The organism is Pseudomonas sp. NCIMB 10586 (assembly GCF_023127895.1).
In the GTDB taxonomy this organism is placed as follows: Bacteria; Pseudomonadota; Gammaproteobacteria; order Pseudomonadales; family Pseudomonadaceae; genus Aquipseudomonas; species Aquipseudomonas synxantha_A.
In genome coordinates this window covers 68,358-84,278 of record NZ_SPKQ01000050.1, presented here as the reverse complement: position 1 = coordinate 84,278, position 15,921 = coordinate 68,358, and the positions used below count along the sequence as shown (strand labels likewise).

Sequence of the window (15,921 nt, the reverse complement as noted above, 5' to 3'; positions counted from 1 at the left end):
TGATTGGCGTCACCAAACCCAACGGGCAGACCGCAAGCTATCGGTATGACCCGTTTGGGCGGCGTGTCAGCAAAACCGTGGATGGCGAGACCACCGAGTTTTTCTGGCAAGGCGACAAGCTGGTTGCCGAGCACCATGCAGAGCGTCATCGCAGCTACCTCTACGAACCCGACAGCTTCCGGCCATTAGCGCTATTGGAAGGTTTCGGCCCAAAAGAGACCAAGGCCTATCACTACCAACTCGACCATCTGGGCACGCCACAAGAACTGACCGACACCGAAGGCGAAATCGTCTGGTCCGCCCACTACCGCGCCTACGGCCAGATCGCCCGCCTGGACGTAGGCAAAATCGACAATCCGGTGCGTTTCCAGGGTCAGTATTTCGATCCGGAAAGCGGGCTGCACTACAACCGCCATCGCTACTACAATCCGGATATTGGTCGTTACCTGACGCCGGATCCGGTGAAGTTGGCGGGTGGGATCAACGCGTACCAGTACGTGCCCAATCCCACTGGGTGGGTGGATCCGCTGGGACTAAGCTGTAAAAAAACAAGCTGCCCTGAAGGGCCTTATAGCGTAATCGTTCCAGGAGGAGGTTTAGCCGCACATGAGGCGGCAGGAGGACATCTTATGGAAAAGCATGTCGGTAGAACGGATCAACAATTGCTTGACCGCTTGAGGCGGGAACCACATATCCCGGCAGCCTCTACTTTTCATGATCGCGCAACAGCTGAACTCGCCATTTCAAAGGTATTGGATAACAATCAAGACAAAATCAAAGACTTCCTACAAGGAAACAACCAGCAGATAGTCATCACTCAACCATCCCAAGAGCCAATAGGCACAAGTTTCAGAAAGAACACTACGACATCTGTACCCGGAAAAGAAATTTACTTAATTATTCGCAGAGACCAAAAAATGCATACTGGATATCGAATTCACACAGGCTTTCCAAACCCATGAACAAAGACTACCCCGAGCTACAGCAATTTCTTGCTGGGTACTTCAATCAAGATTGGGCTGATGATCACAAAAGCGCAAACGACGTAATTGATTTTTTTATCTCGGAATCGTCTGAAGATACGATAGTAATAGTGCTATTAGAGCTAGAAAAACTGGTATCAGCCAAAAAAACAGAGCAAGAGCTTCAAGACTTTTTACTCTCTGATATCGGCTGTTATTACTATTACCCTAATGAATGGAATGATGGGGAAACGTGGTTAAACCATGTTGCCTTAGCATTAAAGAACGCCATTAAATAATTTTCTGGCCGAGATACGGGGCTGCTAGGCAGCCCCACGCGAGCAAGCTCGCTCGCCACAGGTTCAGCGACGCCTTTAGATCCCCGCCAACGCCAAATCCATCGCAAAGTAGGTAAAGATCAAATCCGCCCCCGCCCGCTTGATCGACCCCAAGGTCTCGCGCACCACCCGGTCTTCATCAATCGCCCCCGCCTGTGCGCCAAACTTGATCATCGCGTACTCACCGCTCACCTGATACGCCGCCACAGGCAGGCGTGAAGCCTCGCGGATGTCGCGGATGATGTCGAGGTAAGCGCCGGCTGGCTTGACCATCAGCGCATCGGCACCTTCCTGTTCGTCCAGCAGCGATTCGCGCACGGCTTCGCGGCGGTTCATCGGGTTCATCTGGTAGCTTTTGCGGTCGCCCTTGAGGGCGCTGCCGCCCGCTTCGCGGAAGGGGCCGTAAAGGGCCGAGGCGAATTTGGTCGAGTAGGCCATGATCGGGATGTGGGTGAAACCGGCGTCGTCGAGGGCACGGCGGATGGCCTGGACCTGGCCGTCCATGGCGGCGGACGGAGCGATCACGTCGGCGCCGGCGCGGGCAGCGGCCACAGCTTGTTTGCCGAGGTTGACCAGGGTTGCGTCGTTGTCGACATGGGCACCGTGCATCACGCCGCAATGGCCGTGGTCGGTGTATTCGCAGAAGCAGGTGTCGGACATCACAATCATTTCCGGCACCGCGTCCTTGATGATCGAGGACATGCGCGAAACCAGGCCGCGCTCTTTCCAGGTATCGCTGCCGTTGGCGTCGAGGTGGTGGGATACGCCGAAGGTCATCACCGACTTGATGCCGGCACGGGCGTAACGCTCGATCTCGCCGGCCAGTTTCTTCTCCGGGATACGCAGCACGCCCGGCATACTGGTAATCGGTACGAAATCGTCAATTTCTTCTTCAACGAAGATCGGCAACACCAGGTCGTTAAGGGTGAATTCGCTTTCCTGGAACAAGCCACGCAGTTGCGGGGAGCGGCGCAGGCGGCGTGGGCGGGCTTGGGGGAACTGACTGGTCATGGCTTTCCTGAAAAATGGCTGAAATCTTTGGGGCCAAAGCTTATGCCCCCAAGTCCCGGCAACACAAATGCCAAGCGGCCAATAGTGTATTGCCAGGCGCGTAACAATTTATTGATCTAGAGCTGTAGCTGCCCTTGGATACACAGCGCTACGGCGCCGCCGACCCACACCTCATCGCCCCGGCGCTCGATGTGAATACGCCCTGCTCGCCCCATCGCCGTGCCCTGGCTGACCACATAACGGCTGGGCGCCAAGCCCTCGGCGAGCAGCCATTGGGCAACACCTGCGTTCAAACTGCCGGTGGCCGGGTCTTCAGGGGCGCCGTCGCCAGCGATAAAGGCGCGCACTTCAAATTGTGCGTCTACCGCGTCACGCACTGGATCACAGGGGGCGATCACCCCCACGGCCAGGCCCAGCAGTTGCGCATAGTCCGGTTGCAACGCGAGCACCGCGTCACGATCAGCCAGCATCACCGCCAGCCACCCGGCACCATTGTCGACCCACTGGCTGCGCACAATCGCCTCGGGCGCCAGCTTCAATGCCAGACGCACGCGTTCCAGCAACGGAGCCTCCACGGCCCCTACACGCAACAACGGCGGCGCGATAAACGCCAGTTCATCACCTTGGCGGCGGATGCGCACCAGACCGATTTCGCACTCCTGAACAATCTCCTCGCCTCGGGGTACGCCACCGGCCTGCAACCAGGCGTGGCAACTGCCCAACGTCGGGTGGCCGGCAAACGGCAGTTCCGTGAGGGTGGTGAAAATGCGTACACGGTAGTCGGCCCGTGGATCCCTGGGTTTCAGCAAAAACGTGGTTTCGCTGAGATTGGTCCAGTTGGCAAAGTCGGCCATCTGCTGGTCAGTGAGGCTATCGGCGCCGAGCACCACGGCCAACGGGTTACCTTTAAGCGGTACGCGGCTGAATACATCCAGTTGTTGGAACTCGAAAGTCGACATGCTTCAGCTCGGAATACTCAGGCCACGGATGACCGCCGGACGTGCGACAAAGCCGTCCAATGCGCGCAGTACGTTAGGGAAATCGGCAATGCCCACCAGGTCGCCGGATTCGTAGAAACCGATCAGGTTGCGAATCCAGGGGAAAGTGGCGATGTCGGCAATGCTGTACTCGTCCCCCATGATCCAGGTGCGACCCAGCAGGCGTTTTTCCAGAACGCCCAGCAAGCGCCGGGCTTCAGCGGCGTAGCGGTCACGCGGGCGCTTGTCTTCATAAGACTTGCCGGCGAACTTGTTGAAGAACCCCACCTGGCCGAACATCGGGCCGATCCCGGCCATCTGGAACATCAGCCACTGCAGGGTTTCATAGCGGGTGGCCGGGTCTTCGGAAAGCAACTGGCTGGTCTTTTCCGCCAGGTAGATCAGGATCGCGCCGGACTCGAACAGCGCCAGCGGCTGCCCGCTCGGGCCGTTAGGATCAATGATCGCGGGGATCTTGTTGTTGGGGTTCAGGGACATGAACTCCGGGGACATCTGATCCTGAGTGTCGAAACTGACCTTGTGCGCTTCATAGGGCAGCCCCAGTTCTTCGAGCATGATCGACACCTTGACGCCGTTGGGCGTGGGCAACGAATACAACTGCAGGCGATCCGGGTGCTGGGCAGGCCATTTGCTGTTGATCGGGAAAGCGGCGAGTGCGTTCATCGAGAACCCCCTGGACGGAAAGCCCTCATGATAGTCATCTGCCCGCCACCGTGCATGGGTCATCGTTGCGCAACATTTGCCCACTAGTATCCCCTCTGGGCGAACCAAAACGCCCGATTGCACTCTTAAGAGCGCCCGAAGGGTGAATGGAGGCACCTTGCTATATCGACAGGGAATACCGCAGGACGCTTGCCGCGTCACTGGGGCCGGGCCTGTCCGCCTTAACCCGACGCACGAAGACTCGAACCTATAATGAAGATCAAGCCTCTGCGCCTTGTGCAACGATTCAAACGTTATTCATACATGATGTTGCCGCTGCTGCTGGTCAGCGCGGCCATCGTCACCGCTCTCGACGCCCGTGAAAGCCGTGCCCAACCCGTGGACGGCGTGCAAACCCTGGTATTCCTGCGCCACGGCGAAAAACCGGCCGGTGGCCTGGGCCAGCTCAATTGCCAGGGCCTGAACCGTGCCATGAACCTGGCTACTGTCCTGCCGGAGAAGTTTGGCAAGGCCAACTACGTGTTTGCCGCCAACCCGACACGCAATGTCGAGGAAGGTGAACTGGACAATTCCTACAGCTACATTCGCCCACTGATTACCATCAGCCCCAGCGCGATCAAGCTTGGCCTGCCGGTGAACATCGAATTCTCAGCGAATGACACCAGCGCCCTGGCCGAAGAACTGGTCGAGGACAAGTACCGCAACGCGACGATCTACACGGCCTGGTCCCATGGTTACCTGCCGGAGCTGATCAACAAAGTCGCCAGCGAAGCGTCCGGCGAAAAGCACACCCTCACCGATGACTGGTCTGGCAATGACTATGACTCCCTGTACGTATTGACGCTGACCTGGCACAACGGCAAGGCCTCGCTGCTCAGTCGCAACTATAAGCAGGGGCTGAATAACGGCGATGAAACCTGCCCGGATCCGACCCAGGTCAGTGCAGATATCTGAAGCGTGAGCCGCAGGGGCGTATGATGCCCGGCTATCGACTCACCTGCGGATCCTCTTCATGTCCAACCTCGCGTCCTCCCAGCCCAATCGGGGCTGGTCGTTCTGGTACAAGCCTGCCCTGTTTCTGCTGGTGGCCTGCATCGGCCTCTACTATGTGAAATGGTCGCCCTACTACCTCAAGGCGTTTGTAGCGGCGGACAACCACAGCATTGGCGCCTCGATTCTCAATGACCAGCAAAGCTCGCCCCTGACAGCGGCGCTGGCCTACGCCCAAGTGTATTTCCTGGCGATCTGGAAAGCCGCAGTGCTGGCGGTGATCCTCGGTTCATTACTGCAAGTACTGATCCCTCGCGACTGGCTGCTGCGCCTGTTTGGCCGCGCCGGGCTGGGCTCGACCCTGCGCGGCGGGCTATTTGCCTTGCCGGGAATGATGTGCAGTTGCTGTGCAGCGCCAGTGGCGGCGGGCATGCGCCGTCAGCAGGTGTCGGTGGGCGCGGCGCTGGCGTTCTGGATTGCCAACCCGGTGTTGAACCCGGCCACGCTGGTGTTCATGGGGTTTGTGCTGGGCTGGGACTTTACCGCGCTGCGGCTGGTGGCCGGGATTGTGTTGGTGGTGGGGGTGTCTCTGGTAGCGCAGCGTATCGCGCGCCCTGATCAAGTGCCGGAAGCGGCGCTGGAGGCTGTCGCCGAAGTCAGCACCCTGGAGTCGCAACCCTTCCTGAGCCGTTGGTTGCGCACCTTGTGGCAACTGTTCTGGAGCACCATCCCGGTGTACATTCTGGCGGTATTGATCCTCGGTGCAGCAAGGGTGTGGCTGTTCCCCCATGTGGACGGGGCGATGGCCAACAGCCTGGTGTGGCTGGTGCCGCTGGCGATCGTCGGTACGTTATTCGTGATTCCTACAGCGGCAGAAATACCCATCGTACAAACCATGATGACCCTGGGCATGGGCACCGGCCCGGCCGTTGCCCTGCTGATGACCCTGCCGAGCGTGAGCCTGCCGTCGCTGCTGATGCTGCGCAAGGATTTCGATGCACGGGTACTGGTGACGGTGGCCGGGTTGACCATGCTGGTGGGAGTGGTGTGTGGGTTGATTGGGGCGGTGATTCTTTAGATTTTCAGTGGGGCTGATGGCCTCATCGCAGGCAAGCCAGCTCCCACCTTTGTATGTATTCACACTTCAAAAGGTGGGAGCTGGCTTGCCTGCGATGGCGTCCGAAAGATCACCCCACCCGAGCTGCTCGTTCACGCAAATATTCCACCACCGCCTCTTGCTCCCCGGCAAACTCGATCCGAGCGCCTTTGCTCTCGCGCTGGAACGCATACATCGGGTCGTAATACTCGCGCAACAAGCCTTCGATCCACACGCGGTGCAGGTCCACTGCACCGCTGCGCGCCTGTTCTGCCAGGGCGTCCTGCAAAATCGCCTGCAGCCGCTGGAAACGTTCACCGCCCAGACGCTTGTGAATATTGGCCAGGCTTTGGGTCAGGCGCTCGGCAAATAATAGCTGGCCGCTTTCACCAAACACGTCAATGAACTCGGCGCACAGGTCGACCACGTAATCCTTCAGGATACGCTCGACGCGGCCCTCAACGCTGTCTTCCAGCCACACCATTGGAAACGTCTGCATCCCCTTGTGCAATGGCAGTGGCAGCGCACAGCTGCCGATCATGCGGCTCTCGTCCTCGACCACGAACTGGCCAATGCCCGCTGCGCGTTTCTTCAACAGGTCCACGGCCAGGCGGTTCTCGAAGTCGATATTGGACGGTTGCGCGGTGGCACGCTTGCCGAAGCTGGAACCCCGATGGTTGGCATGGCCCTCCAGGTCCAGGGCGTTGCGCAGTTGACCCAATACCTCCGTCTTGCCGGTACCGGTCATACCGCCAAGCAGCACGAAATCGCATTCAGCGGTCGTCTGCTCCAGGATCTCCAGCAGGAACGTACGCATTGCCTTGTAGCCACCGCCGACACGCGGATACTCGATGCCCGCTTCGGTTTTCAACCATTGCTGCACGATCTGCGAACGCAGCCCACCACGAAAGCAGTACAGGTAGCCATCCGGATTAGCCTGGGCAAACTGCGCCCATTGCTCGATGCGCTCGGCCTTGATCGATCCAGAGACCAGCTCATGGCCCAGGACGATTGCAGCTTGCTGGCCTTGCTGCTTGTAGCAGGTGCCCACCCGCTGGCGCTCGTCGTCGGTCATCAGCGGCAGGTTGACCACCCCGGGGAACGCGCCCTTGACGAATTCGACCGGCGCGCGGGTATCCATCATCGGCCGGTCATTGAGGAAGATGTCGCGGTAATCGGTGATGTCAGTTGCCATCAAATCACCTCTACCGCGTTGGTCTGTCGCTCAAGCAGTTCGCCGATTGGCTCAAGGTTCAGGCCCAGTTCGGCGGCTACCGCGTGAAACTCGCTATCGCCTTCGGGGGTGACGGCGATCAGCAGGCCACCGCTGGTCTGTGGGTCGCACAGCACGCGCTTGTGCAACTCCTGCACGCGCCCGAGCTTGCTGGCGTAGCTGTCGAAGTTGCGCAAGGTGCCGCCCGGTACGCAGCCCTGGTCCAGGTAGTACTCAACCCCTGGCAGACGTGGGACTTTTGCATACTCGATGCGGGCCGTCAGGCCACTGCCGTCAGCCATTTCCACCAAGTGGCCGAGCAGGCCGAAACCGGTAACGTCTGTCATCGCAGTGACACCGGCCAACTTGCCGAAACGGCTGCCAGGCTTGTTGAGGGTGCACATCCAGTCACGGGCCAGGCCGACGTCGGCCTCGCGCAACTTGCCCTTCTTTTCGGCGGTGGTGAGGATACCGATGCCCAAAGGCTTGGTCAGGTACAGCTTGCAGCCGGCAGTGGCAGTGTCGTTGCGCTTCATGTGGCGCTTTTGCACGATCCCGGTAACGGCCAGGCCAAAGATCGGCTCCGGGGCGTCAATGGAATGCCCACCCGCCAGCGGGATACCGGCAGCGTCGCACACCGAACGGCCCCCGCGGATGACTTCGCGGGCAATCTCCGGCGCCAGCACGTTGACCGGCCAGCCAAGAATAGCGATGGCCATCAAGGGGTCGCCGCCCATGGCATAAATGTCGCTGATGGCATTGGTGGCAGCGATGCGGCCGAAGTCGAAGGGATCGTCGACTATCGGCATGAAAAAGTCCGTGGTGGAGACCACGCCGCGCTCGTCGTCAATGGCGTATACCGCCGCATCATCGCGTGAAGCGTTGCCCACCCACAGGTTGGGGTCCAGGTTCTGTGCGCCACTGCCGGCAAGGATCACCTCCAACACCTGGGGCGAAATCTTGCAGCCGCAACCCGCACCGTGGCTGTACTGGGTAAGGCGAATCGGCTCGTTCATGGAAGACCTCAAGCTATCAAGTGGGCCGATTCTAACAGACAGCAAAAGGCCGGCTGGGCTCTTGTGAGCGCAGCCGGCCTTTTGGGTCAGCGGTTACTCGCGGGCAGCGAGCAAACGCTTGTGGCGATTACGCCGTGCGATGTTCAGGCATTCGATAGCCGCCGAGAACGCCATGGCCGCATACACGTAGCCTTTTGGCACGTGGGCGCCGAAGCCTTCGGCGATCAGCGTCATGCCGATCATGATCAAAAAGCCCAGGGCCAGCATCACCACGGTCGGGTTGTCATTGATGAACTTGGCCAACGGTTCGGCCGCCACCAGCATCACGATCACCGAGGTCACCACGGCAATGATCATGATAGGCAAGTGCTCGGTCATGCCCACGGCAGTGATGATACTGTCGATGGAGAACACCAGGTCGAGCAACAGGATCTGCCCGATGGCCGCCGCGAAGCCGATGGCCACGGTGTTGCCAACCGTTGCTTTCTCTTCAGGCTCCGGGTCCATGCTGTGATGGATTTCGGTGGTTGCCTTCCACACCAGGAACAGGCCACCGGCGATCAGGATCATGTCCTTCCAGGAGAACGCCTGGCCGAACACTTCAAACACCGGCGCCGTCAACTGCACGATGAAGGCGATGGTGCTCAACAGGCCCAGGCGCAATACCAGCGCCATGCTGATACCGATGCGCCGCGCCTTGGCCCGGTGCTGCTCGGGTAGTTTGTTGGTGAGGATCGAGATAAAGATCAGGTTATCGATGCCCAGCACGATTTCCATGACGATCAAGGTAGCCAGTGCGACCCAGGCGGTGGGGCTGGCGGCCAGTTGTAAAAGGTAATCCATAGGTCAGTCCTGACGTGGTAGTGCTGGGAAATTAGGTTTCTTGGGTGTTCGATTCAGCGTCTTTTTCTTCCTGATCATCTTTCTTCTGCGGATTGATCAAGCCCTGGGTCGCTTCACTCAATGCCTGTTCGGCAGCCTTCTGGGTGTCATCGATCGCTTGCTTGGCCGATTCGCTGGCTTTGCCCAACACTTGCTGCGCGCTTTTCTCGACCTGATCACAACCGCCGATCATCACCAATGAAAGCGCAAGCAGCGACGCCGCGCCCAGGGAATTGAGTTTCATGCTGTATTCCTCATTAGAACCATTGGGTCCAAATAGTGGCCCCGCGATAGCGATGCATTCTATGCAGGGGAACAGTTCAGGAAAATTCGTATTTTTCTCGCGTATACTTCGATTTTTACGAAGTGTAGACTCCGATGCTCAATTATCGACAACTGCATTACTTCTGGGTGGTGGCCAAGACTGGGAGCATCGTGCGTGCCTGCGAACAGCTGAACCTCACGCCCCAGACCATCAGCGGGCAGATCAGCCTATTGGAGCAAACCTTTGGCATTGCTCTGTTTCAGCGGGTGGGGCGCCAGCTTGAGCTGACCGAAGCCGGGCGCCAGGCGCTGCCCTACGCCGAGCAGATGTTCCAGACGGGCAACGAACTTGAGACGATGTTGCGCGCTCAGCCCGATGAGCAACAGATCCCGTTCAGGGTCGGCGTGGCGGATGTGGTGCCAAAATCCATCGTCTACCGCCTGATCGCCCCCACCATGGAGCTGAGCGAACCGCTGCGCATCACCTGCCGCGAAGACAAACTCGAACGTTTACTCGCCGACCTGGCGATCCAGCGCCTGGACCTGGTGATTTCCGACAGCCCGATGCCGAGCCATCTGGACATCAAGGGCTACAGCCAGAAACTGGGGGAATGCGGCATCAGTTTTTTCGCCACCCAGGCGTTGACTGACCAGCATGGCGGCGATTTCCCACAGTGTTTGCACGGTGCGCCGTTATTGATTCCGGGGGCAGAGACCGTAGTGCGCAGCCGGTTGCAGCGCTGGTTTGCCGAGCAGCAGATTCAACCGCGGATCATCGGTGAATTCGACGACAGTGCGTTGATGCAAGCGTTTGGGCAATCCGGCAGCGGAATCTTCATCGCCCCCAGCGTGATTGCCGATGAGGTGGTGCGCCAATACGGCGTGGCGCTGATCGGCCAGACCGACGCGGTGACCGAGTCGTTCTATGCGATCTCGGTGGAGCGCAAGGTCAAGCACCCCGGCATCGTGGCGATTACCGAAGGGGCAAGACGCGAGTTGTTTACCGCCCTGCCCTGAAAAAACTGCGCGCCCCCTTTGATCAGGCGCTGGCCGCGCGAGGTTTGGCGCTCATCAGCCACAGTGCGAGCAGGATCGACACCAGGATGAACCCTGAGGCGGCAAAGCCCAGGCTGCCCAGGCCCAGGGTGTCAATCACATGCCCACCCACCATTGCACCCAGGCCAATGCCGAGATTGGCCCCGGCGATATTCAGCGAGGCGGCAAACGCCGGCGCGTGGGGCGCCGCCTTCATCAATCGCACATGGCTGACCAGGAACATCGCCGCCTGGGTCACGCCCCATACCGCCATCGCTGCCGCCAGGCCAATGGTGGAATGAATCGCCGGCACCACTGCCACCATGCCCGCGATCATAAACCCGCAGAACACTATGGACGCAATCAAGGGGTGACGATCCACCGCGCGCCCGCCGAGGGAATTGCCGATCAGCCCGACCGCGCCGAAGCCCATCAGGCACCACCCCACCAGCGTGCCGTCGAACCCTGCCAGGCGCTCAAGGATATCCGCCAGGTAGGTATAGGCGGTGAACATGCCGCTGAAGACCAGGATCGACAGCAGGATGTGGCCCTGCATCACCGGGCTGCGCAGGATCTTGAATTGCGAGCGCAAGGTGACTTGCTCGTTCTTTGCCTGGGTCACCGGCAGGTAAATGAACAGCAATAACGCCTTGGCCAGGGCAATCACCGCAAGCACTGCAAAGGCGGTGCGCCAACCGAACATATCGGCAATCAGCGTGCCTACCGGAATCCCGAACACGGTGGCGCAGACGATGCCGAAGCCGATTTTTTCAATGGCACGCCCGGCGAATTCAGGGCCGACAATGTCCACCGCCGTTTCGCTGGCCAAGGCCCAAAACACCGGCAAGCCCAACGCCGGAATCAAGCGAGCCAGGGACATTATCCAAATATTGGGCGCCAATGCCGCCACGGTATTGGCCACCGCAAACATGATCAGGATGCTGATAAACAGACGCTTGCGCTGGAACCGCGCGCAGTAGGCGGTCAGGAAGGGGCCGAACGCCGCCACGGTAAACGCGAAGAGCGTCACCAGCAGCCCGGCCTGGGACACACTGACATTCAGGTCCCGGGCGATCGAGGGCAACAAGCCGACGATCACGAATTCTGTGGTCAGCACGGTAAAACCGGCTGCCGACAGCAGCAAGATAGGGAACAACATGCAAACTCCAGAAACAGCGACATCAACGACAGCCCGAAGGGCTCGCTGATAGAGAGGAAAGATGAGAGGGGTGAATCTTAACAGAACATGTCGGGGCTTGACCAAATCCGACGTAAACGGGTGACGGAATGCCGCAGCGAACGAGACGCGTCCTACAGCATGCTAGACTTCGCGCCTGCTTCCTACAGTACTTTCTGCCTGCAATGCTGTGCCCTACTAAAAAAACTAGAGACAACTCTTTATGACTGCTGCCCCTTCCCTGTTGCAACGTTTAATGCGCGTCAGCCTGGTCACCCAAATTGTCATCGGCCTGATCGCCGGGATCGTGCTGGCCTTGCTGTTCCCCGAGGCCGCACGCGCCACGGGCTTTATCGGCAAGGTGTTTGTCACGGCGCTGAAGGCCGTCGCGCCGATCCTGGTGTTTGTGCTGGTCATGGCCTCGATTGCCAACCATAAGCATGGCCAGGAAACCCATATCCGCCCGATCCTGTTCCTGTACCTGCTCGGCACCTTTTCCGCCGCCGTGGTCGCAGTGGTCGCCAGCACGTTGTTCCCCTCCTCTCTGGTACTGGCCACCCATGACGCCACGGTGAGCGCTCCCGGCGGCATTGGCGAGGTGCTGCAAAGCCTGTTGCTCAGCGTGGTGGATAACCCGGTCAGCGCACTGATGAATGCCAACTTCATCGGTATCCTGGCCTGGGCCATCGGCATGGGTGTCGCCATTCGCCATGCCGGTGAAACCACCCGCACGGTGCTGGACGACCTGTCCAACGGCGTGACCCTGATCGTACGCGTGGTCATCCGCTTCGCCCCGCTGGGCATCTTCGGCCTGGTGGCCTCGACCCTGGCCACCTCCGGTTTCGGCGCCTTGCTCGGCTATGCGCACCTGCTGGTGGTGTTAATCGGCTGCATGGTGTTCGTGGCGCTGGTGATCAATCCCGCCATCGTGTTCTGGAAACTGCGCCGCAACCCGTACCCATTGGTGCTGATGTGCCTGCGTGAAAGCGGTATTACTGCATTTTTCACCCGCAGCTCGGCGGCCAACATTCCGGTCAACCTGGCGTTGAGCAAGCGCCTGGGCCTGCATGAAGACACCTATTCGGTGTCGATCCCGCTCGGTGCCACCATTAATATGGCCGGTGCGGCAATCACCATCACCGTGCTAAGCCTGGCGGCCGTGCACACCCTCGGGATTGCCGTGGACCTGCCGACCGCGGTGCTGCTCAGCGTGGTCGCGGCCATTTGCGCCTGTGGGGCCTCCGGTGTAGCGGGCGGCTCGCTGCTGCTGATTCCACTGGCGTGCAGCCTGTTCGGCATTCCAAGTGAAATCGCCATGCAGGTGGTGGCCGTCGGTTTCATCATCGGCGTATTGCAGGATTCGGCGGAAACGGCGCTGAATTCGTCTACCGATGTGTTGTTTACAGCGGCGGCCTGCCTGGGCAAGGAAGAACAGGCAGCTTAAACGCCTCGCAAAAAAAGCCCGGTGCCGTTCAATCACGAACGACACCGGGCTTTTTTGTGCTTGCCGGTTTAGAACGCGCCCATGTAATCGCGCTTGCCCACTTCCACACCGTTATGACGCAGCAGAGCGTAAGCGGTGGTGACGTGGAAGAAGAACTGCGGCAGGCCGTAGGTCAGCAGGTAGGACTGGCCGCTGAAGCGCTTCTCTTTCGGGGTGCCTGGGCGGGTGACGATCTCGATGCCTTCCTTGTCGTCGATCTGCTCGGGCTTGATGGTGTCGACAAACGCCAGGACCTTGGCGATCAACGCTTGCAGGTCGGCGAAGGTGACTTCAGTGTCTTCGTACTTGGGCACTTCGATCTCGGCCAGGCGTGCCGACACGCCTTTGGCGAAGTCGACGGCGATCTGTACCTGGCGCACCAGCTGGAACATATCCGGGAACAGACGCGCTTGCAGCAGGGCATTGGGCTCGATGTTCTTGGCAGTAGCGTGGGCTTCGGCTTTGTTCAGCACATCGCTCAATGCGTTGAGCATTTGCTTGAAGACTGGGATAGAAGCGGCGTACAGGGAAATAGTCATGTCAGTCTCACGATAATGGCAGGGTTGGAACCAGCGGCGATTATAGCCATGCCCGGCGCTTGTCTTTTATTTTTTGAGGATTACGCTGGTGAACTTCACTGCATAGGGAACGCGCGATGACCGCCGAACATGACACCGACACCCCTGAGCCGCGCCTGAACAGCACGGAAATCCGCATCCTCGGCTGCCTGATCGAAAAACAGGCGACCCACCCCGAAACCTACCCCCTGACGCTCAACGCCCTGGTGCTGGCCTGCAATCAGAAAACCAGCCGTGAGCCAGTGATGAACCTCAGCCAGGGCCAGGTCGGCCAAAGCCTGCGCGCGCTGGAGGGCCAAGGCTTTACCCGCCTGGTGATGGGTAGCCGTGCCGACCGCTGGGAACACCGTGTGGACAAGGCGTTGGAACTGGTGCCGGCCCAAGTGATCTTGACCGGGTTGCTGTTTCTGCGGGGGCCGCAGACGGTCAACGAGTTGCTGACCCGTAGCGGGCGTATGCATGACTTTGAAGATGCCGAGCAGGTCGTTCACCAGTTGGAACGCCTGATTGCCCGAGGGTTGGCGGTATTGGTGCCACGCCAGGCGGGCCAGCGGGAAGATCGGTATACCCACGCGCTGGGGGATCCGGCGGATATTGAAGCGATCATGACCGCGCGAGGCAATCCAGTAGAGCGTAGCGCGGGGGCTGTTTCGGTGGAACGGATCGAAGAGCTGGAAGCGCGGATTGCCGCACTGGAAGAACGGCTGGCGCAGTTGGAACAGGTATAACGCAGATAAACATGTGGGAGCTGGCTTGCCTGCGATAGTCATAGGTATCTACACAACTTTTGTAGCCACTGCCGACGCTAACCACGATGCGAAGCGAGTCGCTCTTGATCTTGATCTGCTTTTGATCTTAGGCGCCCCGTTAAACCACGCTGGCCGGAATTCGACAGGGATTTGGGGGGTAAACCGGCAGGGATGCCGGTTTAGCCGCCCCGCGCCATGGATGGCGCGTGGCGGCGGCCCCCCAAATCCATCGCGGATTACGGGCACACCGAGCCTAAGCGAGGTGCCGAGTGGTGGGGCAAGAGCGCTTTGGTTACTTTCGCGCTTTTCGAAAGTGACCCGCTGTAAAAGCGGAACCAATAGCAGCCGTTACCTAAATAACGGATATGTACTCGGTCTGACCCAGCACCCTGGTCGGCCCCGAGGCCGCCAGCGGGAGCAAGCTCCCTCGCCACAGGTACAGCGCCGTACCAAAAGATGTGTAGATACCCATGCTGCGATAGTGGTGCATCAGTCAAGAATCCATTGGCTGACACACCCTATTCGCGAGCAAGCCCACACACACAGTGGATTTGTGTAAGTTTTTAGCTTCGGGCGAAGGCTACTGCCGCCTCGAACTGCTCCTGAGTCGGGCGCACGCCTGTATAAAGCACAAACTGCTCCAATGCCTGGATCGCGATGACCTCCAACCCGGTAATCACCCGCTTGCCCTTGGCACGGCCACGCACGATCAACGGTGTTTCAGCCGGAATTGCCACCACATCAAAAACAGTTTCTGCCTGATCAATCGCGTCGGCATCGAACGCCAATGCATCCGCCTCGGCCCCGCCTGTCATACCAATGGGCGTCACATTGATCAGCATTTGTGGACGCAGGTCGCCCAGGTCCGCCTGCCACTCATACCCCAGGTTGCTGGCCAATGCCCGGCCCGCCACCTCATTGCGCGCTACGATCACACCGTTGGCATAACCGCCATCACGCAAGGCGCTGGCCACCGCCTTGGCCATGCCGCCGCTGCCACGCAGGGCGAAGGTGGAATCTTTCGGCACGGCGTGCTTCTTCAGCAGTTGCTCGACAGCAATGTAATCGGTGTTGTAAGCCTTGAGATGACCGTTGGTGTTGACGATAGTGTTCAGCGAGTCAATGGCTTGAACCGAATCGTCGAGTTCGTCCACCAGCGCGATGGCCGCCTCCTTGAACGGCATGGAAACCCCACAACCCCGCACACCCAAGGCTCGGATGCCACCGATCGCGCCGGCTAAATCCTGGCTGCTGAAGGCTTTATAGTAGAAATTCAGCCCCAGCTGTTCATACAGATGGTTATGAAAACGCAGGCCAAAGTTCCCAGGGCGCGCCGACAGCGACATGCACAGCTGGGTGTCCTTGTTGGGATGCATCTGCATGGGTAACTCCTTGAAGTAAGCAAATCGGTACAGACCTTACACAACCTTTACCTACTGGCCGTGCTGTTTTTTTGAAATACGTTG

17 protein-coding genes are annotated in these 15,921 nt (G+C 59.3%); 7 read left to right on the top strand and 10 right to left on the bottom strand.

Translation table 11 applies throughout. From position 1 onward, the window contains the following. Together E4P01_RS23955 and E4P01_RS23950 are read left to right on the top strand one after the other, a co-directional pair. Positions 1-962 (top strand): RNase A-like domain-containing protein (locus tag E4P01_RS23955; RefSeq protein ID WP_248130149.1); only part of this gene is annotated, 962 nt, incomplete at its 5' end. Further along, complete coding sequence (locus tag E4P01_RS23950; protein ID WP_216091026.1) at positions 959-1,261, top strand: contact-dependent growth inhibition system immunity protein; 303 nt, start codon at positions 959-961, stop codon at positions 1,259-1,261. The genes E4P01_RS23955 and E4P01_RS23950, both read left to right, overlap by 4 nt. Positions 1,262-1,336: 75 nt before the next feature. On the opposite strand, the gene hemB is transcribed toward E4P01_RS23950, so the two are convergent. The 3 genes from hemB to E4P01_RS23935 all read right to left on the bottom strand — a co-directional run bounded on the left by hemB (position 1,337) and on the right by E4P01_RS23935 (position 3,972). Further along, positions 1,337-2,311, bottom strand: a complete 975-nt coding sequence (gene hemB / locus E4P01_RS23945; protein ID WP_005786915.1) for a porphobilinogen synthase — start codon at positions 2,309-2,311, stop codon at positions 1,337-1,339. Between the two features lie 116 nt (positions 2,312-2,427). Then, complete coding sequence (locus tag E4P01_RS23940) at positions 2,428-3,270, bottom strand: PhzF family phenazine biosynthesis protein (protein ID WP_216091025.1); 843 nt, start codon at positions 3,268-3,270, stop codon at positions 2,428-2,430. Between the two features lie 3 nt (positions 3,271-3,273). After that, positions 3,274-3,972 (bottom strand): glutathione S-transferase N-terminal domain-containing protein, encoded by a 699-nt coding sequence (locus tag E4P01_RS23935; RefSeq protein WP_216091024.1) that lies wholly within the window; start codon positions 3,970-3,972, stop codon positions 3,274-3,276. A gap of 252 nt (positions 3,973-4,224) precedes the next feature. On the opposite strand from E4P01_RS23935, the gene E4P01_RS23930 reads away from it, so the two are divergent. Together E4P01_RS23930 and E4P01_RS23925 are read left to right on the top strand one after the other, a co-directional pair. Beyond that, entirely contained in the window at positions 4,225-4,926 is a 702-nt protein-coding gene (locus E4P01_RS23930) for a hypothetical protein (RefSeq protein WP_005786910.1), read from the top strand. Positions 4,927-4,984: 58 nt separating this feature from the next. After that, a complete protein-coding gene (locus tag E4P01_RS23925; protein WP_032876785.1) occupies positions 4,985-6,040 on the top strand; it encodes a permease in 1,056 nt (351 codons plus the stop codon). Between the two features lie 109 nt (positions 6,041-6,149). Here the strand turns inward: E4P01_RS23925 and mnmH are convergent, their stop codons facing one another. From mnmH to E4P01_RS23905, 4 genes are all read right to left on the bottom strand, one after another. Then, positions 6,150-7,253 (bottom strand): tRNA 2-selenouridine(34) synthase MnmH, encoded by a 1,104-nt coding sequence (gene mnmH, locus E4P01_RS23920; RefSeq protein WP_216091023.1) that lies wholly within the window; start codon positions 7,251-7,253, stop codon positions 6,150-6,152. Then, complete coding sequence (selD, locus tag E4P01_RS23915; protein ID WP_078820856.1) at positions 7,253-8,287, bottom strand: selenide, water dikinase SelD; 1,035 nt, start codon at positions 8,285-8,287, stop codon at positions 7,253-7,255. Before selD ends, mnmH begins: the two co-directional genes overlap by 1 nt. A gap of 93 nt (positions 8,288-8,380) precedes the next feature. Continuing rightward, entirely contained in the window at positions 8,381-9,130 is a 750-nt protein-coding gene (locus E4P01_RS23910; RefSeq protein ID WP_005786902.1) for a TerC family protein, read from the bottom strand. Between the two features lie 31 nt (positions 9,131-9,161). After that, a complete protein-coding gene (locus E4P01_RS23905; protein ID WP_005786899.1) occupies positions 9,162-9,413 on the bottom strand; it encodes a hypothetical protein in 252 nt (83 codons plus the stop codon). A gap of 134 nt (positions 9,414-9,547) precedes the next feature. On the opposite strand from E4P01_RS23905, the gene nhaR reads away from it, so the two are divergent. Beyond that, on the top strand, positions 9,548-10,450 hold the full coding sequence (nhaR, locus tag E4P01_RS23900) for a transcriptional activator NhaR (RefSeq protein WP_216091022.1): 903 nt from the start codon (positions 9,548-9,550) through the stop codon (positions 10,448-10,450). 22 nt (positions 10,451-10,472) lie between these two features. Here the strand turns inward: nhaR and E4P01_RS23895 are convergent, their stop codons facing one another. Continuing rightward, positions 10,473-11,627: an MFS transporter gene (locus E4P01_RS23895; RefSeq protein ID WP_216091021.1), complete on the bottom strand. Its 1,155-nt coding sequence runs from the start codon at positions 11,625-11,627 to the stop codon at positions 10,473-10,475. 241 nt (positions 11,628-11,868) lie between these two features. On the opposite strand from E4P01_RS23895, the gene sstT reads away from it, so the two are divergent. Further along, positions 11,869-13,089 (top strand): serine/threonine transporter SstT, encoded by a 1,221-nt coding sequence (gene sstT, locus E4P01_RS23890; protein ID WP_078820854.1) that lies wholly within the window; start codon positions 11,869-11,871, stop codon positions 13,087-13,089. 68 nt (positions 13,090-13,157) lie between these two features. Here the strand turns inward: sstT and E4P01_RS23885 are convergent, their stop codons facing one another. Then, positions 13,158-13,667 (bottom strand): DUF1993 domain-containing protein, encoded by a 510-nt coding sequence (locus E4P01_RS23885; RefSeq protein WP_216091020.1) that lies wholly within the window; start codon positions 13,665-13,667, stop codon positions 13,158-13,160. A 116-nt stretch (positions 13,668-13,783) separates the two neighbouring features. Between E4P01_RS23885 and E4P01_RS23880 the strand changes: the two genes are divergently transcribed. Then, positions 13,784-14,434, top strand: coding sequence for a DUF480 domain-containing protein (locus E4P01_RS23880; protein WP_216091019.1), 651 nt, complete (start codon positions 13,784-13,786; stop codon positions 14,432-14,434). Positions 14,435-15,018: 584 nt separating this feature from the next. Here the strand turns inward: E4P01_RS23880 and E4P01_RS23875 are convergent. After that, positions 15,019-15,837: a shikimate 5-dehydrogenase gene (locus E4P01_RS23875; RefSeq protein ID WP_103735439.1), complete on the bottom strand. Its 819-nt coding sequence runs from the start codon at positions 15,835-15,837 to the stop codon at positions 15,019-15,021. Positions 15,838-15,921 lie beyond the last annotated feature (84 nt).